The following is a 12,071-nucleotide window of genomic DNA, read 5'->3' as shown; positions in this document are numbered from 1 at the left end:
CAGTTTGCTGTAGATCCAAAAACAGGTTCATTAAATGGTCGAGCGAATGGCAGCATCCAAGAAGGAACGCTGCATTCACCTCATTTCACCGCTAGCGCATCGGGCCATATGCATGCAACGGGCTAATAATAGTCAGTTGAGTCCCAAGTACCATCACAGCCTGTTACGCTTACAACTTCATAACCACTATCAGTGGTATAAATTTATCCCGCGGCTTTCACCATCTGATTATAGAAAGTTAGATTCACTAACACTACCGTTGCCAGTAACGTTCACAGTAACACTGTAGTTTACTGAATACGAAATATTGTAATAACCTTGGTTATCACGTAAATCATCTAAATAACTAACAGTACCACTGCTTAGCGGATTATAATCAAAGTCCAACCTTGCTGATTTATCAGCAATAGCTTCTATTCCACTAATAGTCTCTAATGCATTCTGTCTAGAATAGACGTCTGTTAAATTGCTATTATTACTAAAATCTAGAGTCGTAATTGGAGAGTTATTCACCTGCAGCCAGTATAAAGACGTCATCTCACTTATATTTAGCTGTTCAAGCTGATAATTACCAAACAAATCCAGTGATAAAATTAGCTCAGGATTAGCAATTGACGATAAGTCACTAATACCTGATTGATATATTCCTAGTCTTGATAAATTAGTAAAAGACGAAAAATCAAAACTTGTATAATTAGCTCCACCTATCGTTAAACTTGATATGTGATAGACCTGTGACCATGGCACAAGTGATTGCTCAATACCTTCGATACTTAATGAAGTCAAGCTTTGTAAAGCTGAAAAATCTAGATTATTTATTGAGGTATAAGAAATGCTAAGGCTTTCTAAATTAACGAGATTTGTTAGGTTAAGCACTGAAACCCCCATTTTACCAATATCAAGGCGAGTTAATTTCGTTAAATTGGTGACATCAAGCTCTGTTACCCCCGTTTGCCCCCATAAAAACGCATTTCTTAGCTCTGTTAAATGCCCAATATTGAGTTCAGTTAAGCTACCACTATTAATTGCTAAGTACTCTAACTGAGTGTTAAAGATTAGGTCTAGCTGATTTAACTCTATGCCTTGTAAGTCTAAATGCACTAATTGTGTTTGATTAGATAAATCAATCTGAGTCAATGGCATATCATGCAAAGTTAAATACTGCAGTGAGGTATATGCAGATAAGTCAATATCTGAAAGATTTTGTCCACTCAACTCTAGGCGAGTAATTAGACTAGAGTCGTAAAATTGAATAGATTCTATTTTTGTTTGCTGCTCAGAACCATAGTTATAACCATTAGAAAACTCTGTTAATTGCTCAAAAGCAGATAAATCAAGATGGGGACCCAAGTTTAAGTCTGAGAGTTCAAGAATCTGTAAATTAGGCAAGGCCTCTAGACCGGCTAAAGACGTAATCTCACCATAGTTGTTCCACAGGCAATTTAATTCAATCACACTCTCTAAGCTTGTTTCACCTGAATTATCAACACACATTGCAAGCGCAGGATCTGTAATATTCGCTTGGGTAGATAACGGAATAAGCTCTTTAAACGTTACATCAATTTGACAACTTTCTTTCACATAAGGGATTCTATAATCACTGCCATCTTCATAGCCGTCACAACCTGAAATACTATCAAGCTCATAACCTGAACTTGGCTCAATAGATGTCGACCAATTTGAGCCATGAGCAACATTACTATCATCTCCTACAGCTAATGAGCCATTACCATCACCATTAACTGTGATTGTATGCATAGGTAAATCAAACGATAAGTAAACTTTATCTTGCTCTAAGCAGCTATTACCTTTTAAGTACTTACAGAAAGTAACATTACGGCGGTTGTTATCAATTAATTCAATAACAGTATCTTGACCGTCGAGGGTTAACTCTAACTTTCCATCAACTAGCTCAACATATACAGGTTCAGTGTCGTCAATCTGGAAAATATAGTGTTGCTTATTTAGCACTTCATCATAGTAACCATAGGTAACAGCCCAGCGAGCAATACCATTACTATCATTTTGATAAAGGCTAAAAACTAAGTTATGTTCTTCAAACTGAGCGACATCTGTTGAAGGTGTGTAATCATGTATATATAAATGTGCTGTAGTGTCTCCACCATTTACGGCACCGCCAAGCGTCCGTTCTATAAAATAACGCTGACCATCAACAGCGACTAGGGTATATATAAACTCCCCCTCAAGTGTGCATGTATCTAAAGAAACATCGCACCAATCAACTCTCTGATAGATGCCATCAACGTATTCAGAATATCGATCACGTTTTAAATGTCCACCTTCAAACCCTCCTTGAAAAGAGCTTGTGTCAAAAGTAAAGAAAACCTCTCCATCATCATAAACTTGTATTTCCCCCCAATGGGTGTCTAGGTCATGACCATCTCTAAACTGGTGACGACCAGCAAAGTTATCTGCACTAATTGGTTGTTCATTACGACGCACCATGATGCCTGAATCTGTATAATGCTCACCGTCAAAAATACCTTGAGTAACAAGCTGGTAACCAACATTTAAACCTTTAGTGATATAAAATGATTCAGTTCCGTTATCTTCAGGAAAGAAAAGCGCTATAGAGTTATCAACTATTTGCCAAGTGAAATTCTCTTCGGATAAGTCACTTATATTATGAGATACACCAGACCCATCAAGATTAAAATTTACTTTATTAACAGTCTTTTCCCCGACCAAGTCAACTGACCATTGTCCTGCGATATCATCGGTTGTAATAGCTAAACGTTGATCGAGTGATGTTTTACTCACTTCATAAGAAGTTGTGTATTCATCAACTAACACATCATCTTTATATTGTTCGATTACTCGATCTAACTCATACCAGTTAATTCCTTTCTCTGGTAATGGTTTTAATCTCAGGCTTGTAGCAATATTTTTAAAATTAACCTCAAGTGGAAAACCCTCTGGATATTCTATATTTTGATATTCATTAAGAATAAACGCTTGCTGTGGGGTGATTTCAATCACACCTTGCTCATCCTCTTGCCAAGTAATATCAACTTTACCGTTGTAGGTTAAATAGCCGGTATTATCTTCATTAAGATCTACAGTATAAGCACTTGCATAATACAGATCTTGATTACCAATAATGAAGCTACCAGCTGTTGCCTGCTTCTCTTTAAAGGTTGCTGTAATTTCACAATCAGTGTTACTTGCAAATGCAATGTAGTGATTACCTTCAATATAGCCATCGCAGCCTTCAATTACGTCTAAAACGAAACCGTCGTCAGGAATGATTTCAAACCCAACTTTTTGATACAAAAATGACGCTTGTGATGCGGGTGAAATTTCACCATTGCCACTTGAGTTAGCGCTAAGGGTAACTTTAGGGCGCTTTGGTAAGTAAGTAATTTGTGACGCAGCATTACACGTGCCACCATCTTGATAATGGCAAACTACAATGCTGCCGGTATCTGATGAAACAAGCTCAAGATGCCACGTTTCACCATTTCGGTCATAACTTAATACACCGTCATTAAAGGTTGCGCCGGTGTAAGTCTGCCCCTCTAATTCAACAACGTATATTACGTTACCGTTTTCGTCATATTCAGTATAAATTCTATCTGTTTGGCCATCTGCTGAATAAAACTCTGTGTAATTCTCTAATAGCTCTTCGGTGAATGCGCTGTAGGTTAAGTCTTTGCTGTATTCATAAACTAATATTGCACCGCTTTGAGACCTAATCTCACCATTTGGTAAATAGTAATTTAGAGTGCGCTTAATGTAATACAGGTTACCAACAATACTGATGAACTCATGAATCATTTCACTTTCAAGGTAGCAACTTGCACCAAAGCCTTCACATGACGTAACAATTTCATTGTTATAAATAAAACGCTTACGTGTAAACTGACCATCATTTAAATGCCCCTGCCAATCAGTGATGCCTAGGCCGATCATCATTGTGCCATCGCTAAAAATATTTAAATCATACGATTGAGATGTGCCGATAAAGCCATGCCAACGACCAATTAAATCATCATTCGTAGTCGATACCGCTTGTTTTTTGATTAATAGCCCCGTTAGGGTGTCACTCGGCTTATCAAAGCTCGTATCAAGACCAACTAATTGATAGCCGCCACTTAATGCTTTTGTAAACCAAAGCTCTAGCTGCCCTGTTTCGCCGCCGTCATCATAGTTAACAATTAAGCTATGGCTATTTAGCTGCCAAGTAAACGCTTCGCTACTATCAACAACGCCTGTACCGTCAGCATAAAATTGCAGAGTTTCAGGTAGGTTGGGATCGTAGCTAGTATAAAAGTCATTATCTTGTACATGAAGTGCCCACTCACCTACCAGCTGTTCAGCTAATAATGAAATGGTTTTATTTTTATATATTAGATTCGTCGTATATGTTTCATCATCTTCAGTCGTCATTGTAACTGAACCGCTGTTGCTATTAACAACCGTTCGCTCTGTTGAACGCGTCACTTCGATGGTTCTAAACACATCGTTTTCAGCCAATACAGTAAAGCTGAATCCAGTTAAAACTACAGACTCTGAACTTTCTGCATCTGAATTTTGATAAATCGTAACTTTTTCAGCAAAGTCTAATGTATAAACGCCTGCATTTTCAGCCCAAGAGATCGCACTACTGGTATTAGAGCTAAACTGCCCGCTTCCATCAGCCCTTAAGCTAAGGTGGAATGCTGTATTGGTATGATAACGAGGTGAGTTAATAATATAATTACCCTCGAGCGTACCTGTTGCGCCGGTTACGAGAGCATCATCTTCTTTAATTTCTTTTTTGGTTTTTTCGATGATTTCAGGATCTTTCTCTATCACTTCTTCTTCAAACTGCTTCGCGACTTGTTCATTCGCAACAAGCTCCAGCGTGCTATTAATACCTTCAGGTAATTGATAATCTGGATTATCAACAACAATCTTAATAAGTGTTGCTAGCTGAATCTTCTCATCCGCATCAACATTTAACAGTGCGCTATTAAGCTCTTCTTCACTCGCAGGCTCTGTACCATCACGTGTTAAAAGTGCAAATTCAGCAGTGGTAACATTAGTGATATTGACACTAAAATTATCATTACTATCAAGCGTATTATCCTCGCCCGCTTGTGCTAAAAGCTTTTCAACTGAACTTAGCTGCGATACAAACTCAACACCTGGGTTTAAGGCATCTAGTCCTTTCGCTTTTACTCTTACCAACTTTTTAGTTGATGACTCATCGATATTTAAAACCGCTGTATAACGACCACTATCATTTGCTTGAACCTGGAACGATTCACCACCAACAACAATTTCAAGTTCAGCATTTGCAATTGGCTCATCAGTAACAAGCCCTGTTATGGTTACATTGGATACTTTACGCTTGATGAGCACCGCTTGAGAGGATGATGCTGAAGCACCATCATTATCAGTAACCGTTACAGTAAAATTAACCGTAATGTCTTCACTGATATCGGGGGAAGTAAAGCTCACTTCAGCACTGGAAAGACCATCACTGATAAAGTCAAAGCTCGCATCGTGGCTCCAACTATATGACGAAATTTCACCATCAGTATCATTTGCTGTCGCTTTAAGAGTGAATGTTTCTTGTTCTATTTGTTCATCTGCAGCCGTTAGTGTAACTATTGGGCCTTGGTTAACTGGGTCAACAGGTTTTGGCGTTGTACTACCGCTATCATCACCTCCGCCTCCACAGCCAGTTAAAAATAGCGCACTGGCTAGTAAGCCTATGCGTAGCTTTATTTCAAAAAAACCCATTTTATTCCCCTTTTAAATGGATGCTATTGAGGGAGCTGTGTTTAAATCATTTCCCTTTAATAATTTAAAAAAGCCTTAGCTTAATGTGGCTTTAAAATTTTGTTTTCGGTTCTTATAACTTTTTATATTTATACTTTAAGAATTACACCTCAGAAGCCTCAAGCTCGAATCATCATTCTCAAGTTATTAAATCTCCCAATCCCCTGATTCTCATAGGCTAATTATTCTTTCGTACACTAAAGATATTGATGCTGCGTAATTTGATGTGGTAAATGAAATTGAAATTAGCTAAGGAGTTTACGATGGTGCCTTTCATTGCTGATTAATTATTTTAATAGCATGAAGGAAGTTATCGCCTTTTCCATGGCAACTAATAACATATGTTAATTTTTTATTGGTAAGATTCTAGACTAAGAAAACTTTTCGTCAAGTGGAAATGAACAAAGGCTTAACAAAAACCCACATATTGTGGGTTTTTTTGCAACAAGTAGACTTTTAAACAGCTTGTTGAATAATCACGTTGTCTGCTTTTTTAGTGTAAGCAGGCATCCGATGGAAGTTCAAGTAACGGTATGTATCTGATGCTGTTGCATTGATCTTCGCAGCATATTCTTGATACTCAGGAGATGTTGGTAACCTACCTAAAATTGCAGCGATTGCAGCAAGTTCAGATGAAGCTAAAAATACGTTTGCGCCATTACCTAAACGGTTCGGGAAATTACGTGTAGAGGTAGACACAACTGTTGCTTGATCTGCAACACGTGCTTGGTTACCCATACATAGTGAACAACCTGGAGTTTCGATACGTGCGCCAACACGACCAAAAATACCGTAATAACCTTCTTCTGTAAGTTGGTCTTTATCCATCTTAGTTGGTGGAGCAACCCAAAGCTGAGTCGGTAATTGACCTTTAAAGCCATCAAGCAACTTACCAGCAGCACGGAAGTGACCAATGTTAGTCATACAAGAGCCGATGAATACTTCATCAATTTTCTCGCCTGCAACATCAGAAAGAAGACGCGCATCATCTGGATCATTTGGTGCACAAAGAACTGGCTCTTTAATTTCGGCTAAATCGATATCAACTATATGAGCGTACTCAGCGTCTTTATCAGCTTCCATAAGTTCTGGGTTAGCTAACCACTCTTGCATTGCTGTAACACGACGTTCAATCGTACGTACATCACCGTAACCTTCAGAGATCATCCACTTCAGCATCACAATGTTTGATTCTAGGTATTCAGAAATAGATTCTTTAGATAACTTAACAGTACAACCTGCCGCCGAACGCTCTGCAGATGCATCAGATAATTCAAATGCTTGCTCAACAGTTAGGTGCTCAACGCCTTCAATTTCTAGTACACGACCAGAGAATTCGTTAATTTTTCCTTTTTTCTCAACGGTTAATAAGCCTTGCTTAATACCGTAGTAAGGGATTGCATGTACTAGGTCACGTAATGTGATACCAGGCTGCATTTCGCCTTTAAAACGGACTAAAATTGATTCAGGCATATCAAGTGGCATTACACCAGTTGCTGCTGCGAATGCTACTGCACCCGACCCAGCTGGGAATGAAATACCTAATGGGAAACGTGTATGTGAATCACCACCAGTACCGACGGTATCTGGTAATAACATGCGGTTTAACCATGAGTGGATAATACCGTCACCTGGGCGAAGTGAAACACCGCCACGGTTCATGATGAAATCAGGAAGCGTATGGTGAGTATTTACATCAATAGGTTTAGGGTAAGCTGATGTATGACAGAAAGACTGCATTGTTAAATCTGCAGAGAAACCTAAACAGGCTAAATCTTTAAGTTCATCACGCGTCATAGGACCGGTTGTATCTTGCGAACCAACAGTTGTCATTTTAGGCTCACAGTATTGACCTGGGCGAATACCAGCAACGTTACATGCTTTACCAACCATTTTTTGCGCTAGTGTGAAGCCTTTATCAGAAACTTCTGTTGCTGTTGGTACTTTAAATACATCAGTTGCACCCAAGCCAAGAGATGTACGCGCTTTGTCAGTTAAACCACGACCAATGATTAGTGGGATACGACCACCAGCACGAACTTCATCTAAAATTACCTCAGATTTAAGTTCAAAAGTAGAAATAATTTCATCAGTACCGTGACGCTTAACAACACCTTCGTAAGGGAAGATATCGATTTGCTCACCCATGTTAAGTTCATCAACATTTAATTCGATTGGTAATGCGCCTGAATCTTCCATTGTGTTGAAGAAGATTGGCGCAATTTTATTACCTAAACATACACCGCCAACACGCTTGTTTGGTACAAACGGGATATCATCGCCCATAAACCAAAGTACAGAGTTAGTTGCTGACTTACGAGAAGAGCCAGTACCAACAACATCACCTACGTAGGCAAGTGGTAAGCCTTTCGTTTTTAGTTCTTCAAGTTGTGTAATTGGACCAACTTCACCAGCTTTATCAGGTGTAATACCGTCACGTTCAATTTTTAGCATTGCTAAAGCATGCAATGGAATATCAGGACGTGACCAGGCGTCTGGCGCTGGTGATAAATCATCAGTATTTGTTTCGCCTGTTACTTTGAATACCGTAACTGAGATTTTTTCAGCAACCGCAGGTTTATTGGTAAACCATTCTGCAGCAGCCCAAGATTCAATAATTTGCTTAGCGTATTCATTACCCGCTTTTGCTTTTTCTTCAACGTCATAAAATGCATCAAACATTAATAACGTATTTGCAAGACCTTTAACAACGATTGGCGCAAGCGCTTCTTCGTCAAGTAGCTCAATCATGGGGGCGATGTTGTAACCGCCAAGCATTGTGCCTAATAGTTCAGCTGCTTTTTCTTTTGAAATTAGTGGTGAAGTTGCCTCACCTTTAGCAACTGCGGCTAAAAAGCCAGCTTTGATGTAAGCTGCGTCATCCACACCTGGCGGCACGCGATTTACTAATAAGTCTAAAATAAACTCTTCTTCACCTGCAGGTGGTGTTTTAACTAGCTCGATAAGATCAGCCGTTTGCTGAGCATCCAATGGCGCTGGTACGATACCTAACGCGGCACGTTCTTCTACGTGTTTACGATAATCTTCTAGCACAATATTGCCCTCTTGGTGACGTGAAAGTATTCAGTAATACACATTCTCGCGAAAAATTACTCAATACTTATAGTATTCTGACGATTAATTATAAAGCTTTTAAATATAGATGAAAATCCGTGCAATCAAGCAAAATTCTATACTCATTATAAATACTGTGAATAACCAATTAGGAAAAAACCATTCACATGAATGTTAATTAACTGCGAATCATTGCTATTTTTTAGGCATAAAAAAACCCAGCATCTTGCTGGGTTTTTAATAAATCAAATGCTATTAACGCTTAACTTTCACGCGCTCAATTGACTTAAGGTGTGCTTCTACACGACGGTTTTCCGCGTGTGCAGCAGGTGTGTTGTCTGTATTTTTAAGACGCTCTTCGCCTAGACCAACAGTAGTAATACGATCTTCAGCAATGCCATCAGCAATTAGCTTAGCAGCAACTGCATCAGCACGCTTTTTCGATAACCACTTGTTATACTCAGCTTTACCAACAGCTGAAGAATGACCTTCAAGTAATACTGTTGTGTCTGTATGCTCTTTTAAGAAGCTAGCAACTTGGTCAATACCGCTGTCATATTTACCAGCAACTTTTGAGGCGTTGTTAGGGAATGTTACTAACAAGCTTTTAGTTACTTCACGGTCTTCATATAAAGTACAACCTGTACCATCAACAGCATCTGTCATTGGTGTGTTTGCACATTGGTCATCTGCATCAGGGATGTTATCACCATCGCTATCTACCGGGGCAACTGCTACAGGTACTACTGTAGCTGGAGCTGGAGCAGCTTTAACTGGCTCAGCAGCTGAACTTTGCTTGCCAAATAAATAGCTAAGACCAAGTTTAGCACCTACATCTGTGTAACCACGGTCAAGGCCTTGGTAAATAGATGTTTCAGCATTAAATGCAAAATTATCAGTGAAGTAATGTTGGTAACCAGCACCCACATTAGCAAAAGTTAGGTTTTCTGTAATATCGATTTTTTTAAGACCGAAAATACCATAGAAAGGGCCGCCGTTGATGTGATAAAGACCATCAATACCTAAACGGTCGCCGTCCATGCTTGTTGCGTTCATGGCAGGATTTGCATTTGAAATGTCAAAATCCATATCAGCATATTCTAGACGTGCACTCCAGTAATCGTTAAAACGATAACCAATTTCTGCACCCCAACCAGTTGAATCATCAACGTTGGTACCTGCGCTTCCACGGACATTTTCCCATGAAGCATCGTAATAATCGCCAAAAGCACCGATAAAGAAACCTTCTTTTTCAGCAGCGAAACTTGAAGCGCTAGTTGCAGCTAGTGCTAAAGCAATAGTAAGTGATTTTAATTTCATTGTTTCCTTCCCATTTTCACAATTAAAATTGTAGCTAAGAGACCCTAGCTCAATAAGTTTAACCATAGAGTACCGTATCTTTAGTTAATCATTACTTAACGAAAATATTTAAATGCATATTTTGCAATTTAACTATTTATTAAAATAAAGCGCCCTACATTATAGTTCAGATAAAAAACTTTACCTAACTTGCACATCTATCGATTGTCAGCATTGTAATTGCTATCACTGCAATTTCAGCCACAACGTTTCTAATATCTTTGGCTTTAATAATTTAAATGCTTAAGCTAATGAGTGCATTATATTGGTTAATTTTAAATCAACAAGTAGTTAAGCATATTTATTTCTTATAATTATTAATAAATAACAGCTTTTAACTAAAGATCTGGATGTATAAGTCACATCAATTCATTAATCGTCGCTCAATTTACGAACAATACGCCTAACAATCAGCACTGCGTTATTATGTTCCGCAGAATGTTTGGTAATTAGTATCCCCATCAACAGGCGGGGAGTACCAAAATGCAGGGCTTGCCAACAATTGGTAAGGCGACCTCAAGGCCGTTAAATATTCATCTAACATGCTGCTTTCACCAGTACTTTCATACTGCTGTATTATGCTTTCAACGATATGATTACGCGGGATCAAGCGTGGGTTGGCTTGGCGCATCAGCTGATAGCTTTGCGTATTTGTTCTGGCTAACCACTTAATAGACCAACCAGCCAAGTCACTCGGAATGGCAGTCTGACCTTGCAATGATTCTGTTAAGGAGTCAAAAGTATTGGTGTAATCAAGCTGATGACTTTTCAGTAAAGTTAATAACTCGAATACTAATTCAGCATCGCCGTCTTGATGACCATCAAAGCCCAATTTTTTCGCCCACATCTGTGTAAATGCTTGATGAAACTGCTCAGCAAAACTATTTATTAATGGGCTTAATAGCTCAACAGCCTGCTCTTCGTCATCGCTAATTAAAGGAATTAAACTTTCAGCTAAACGTGCACAATTCCAATTAGCAATATTAGGTTGATTGCCAAAAGCATAGCGGCCTTGGCGATCAATAGAACTAAATACAGTATCAAAATCAAACTGATTCATCATTGCACAAGGGCCATAATCGATGGTCTCACCACTGACGAGCGTATTATCAGTATTCATTACTCCATGAATAAAACCAACGCGCATCCAGCTAACAATCAGGCTAACTTGCTTTTCAATTACCGCACTTAAAAATGCCAAATAACGCGCAGAGCCCGTAGACTTTATCTCAGGATAATGACGCTCAATAGCTAAATCAGCTAAGGCTTTTAAACCAGTAACGTCACCTTGCGCAGCTAAATACTGAAACGAACCGACACGTATATGACTACTAGCAACGCGGGTAACAATGGCTCCTTGTTGTGGTGGTTGACGGTAAACTGTTTCACCACTGGCAACAACTGCCAAACAACGTGTCGTCGGTATGCCAAGCCCGTGCATTGCCTCACTCATTATATATTCACGTACCGCAGGACCGATTGCACAACGGCCATCACCTCCACGTGAAAATGGCGTAGCACCAGAACCTTTGAGTTGAATGTCCCAAAGCTGTTGCTGCTGATCAGTGACAGCCCCTAATAAATGTGCTCGCCCATCACCTAAACGCGGTGAAAAATGTCCAAATTGATGCCCTGAGTAACCTAATGCCACAGCAGCAACATCGCTGTTATTAAGATTACCAGAAAAAATTACCGCACGTTCTGATGTGGCAACCTCAATATTAAGCTGCCTAGCTAACGTATCGTTCCACAGCAGTAAGTTTGGAGCAATAACAGCACTTGGCTGATCCGCCACAGCAAAATCATCAGTAATCTGGGTGTAACGAGCAACTAATTTCATAGTATTC

4 protein-coding genes are annotated in these 12,071 nt (G+C 39.2%); all 4 read right to left on the bottom strand.

The genetic code is table 11. The features are described 5' to 3' along the window. Window positions 1-228: 228 nt before the first annotated feature. Entirely contained in the window at window positions 229-5,751 is a 5,523-nt protein-coding gene (locus H5158_RS15635; RefSeq protein WP_182740389.1) for a leucine-rich repeat domain-containing protein, read from the bottom strand. Between the two features lie 495 nt (window positions 5,752-6,246). Beyond that, window positions 6,247-8,844, bottom strand: a complete 2,598-nt coding sequence (acnB, locus tag H5158_RS15630) for a bifunctional aconitate hydratase 2/2-methylisocitrate dehydratase (RefSeq protein ID WP_182740388.1) — start codon at window positions 8,842-8,844, stop codon at window positions 6,247-6,249. 276 nt (window positions 8,845-9,120) lie between these two features. After that, entirely contained in the window at window positions 9,121-10,185 is a 1,065-nt protein-coding gene (locus H5158_RS15625) for an OmpA family protein (RefSeq protein WP_182740387.1), read from the bottom strand. Window positions 10,186-10,648: 463 nt separating this feature from the next. Next, a complete protein-coding gene (locus H5158_RS15620) occupies window positions 10,649-12,064 on the bottom strand; it encodes a YdiU family protein (protein WP_182740386.1) in 1,416 nt (471 codons plus the stop codon). Window positions 12,065-12,071: the final 7 nt, after the last annotated feature.

The sequence above is a fragment of the Pseudoalteromonas sp. SR45-6 genome (assembly GCF_014163545.1).
Lineage (GTDB): Bacteria > Pseudomonadota > Gammaproteobacteria > Enterobacterales > Alteromonadaceae > Pseudoalteromonas > Pseudoalteromonas rhizosphaerae.
Note: the sequence above shows the minus strand (reverse complement) of the source record. Positions and strands in the feature narration are given on the sequence as shown.

What these genes read in the sequence shown, in the direction of transcription:
- H5158_RS15635 (WP_182740389.1), bottom strand. Translation starts at nt 5,751, where the DNA reads ATGGGTTTTTTTGAAATAAAGCTACGCATAGGCTTACTAGCCAGTGCG.
- H5158_RS15625 (WP_182740387.1), bottom strand. Translation starts at nt 10,185, where the DNA reads ATGAAATTAAAATCACTTACTATTGCTTTAGCACTAGCTGCAACTAGC.
- H5158_RS15620 (WP_182740386.1), bottom strand. Translation starts at nt 12,064, where the DNA reads ATGAAATTAGTTGCTCGTTACACCCAGATTACTGATGATTTTGCTGTG.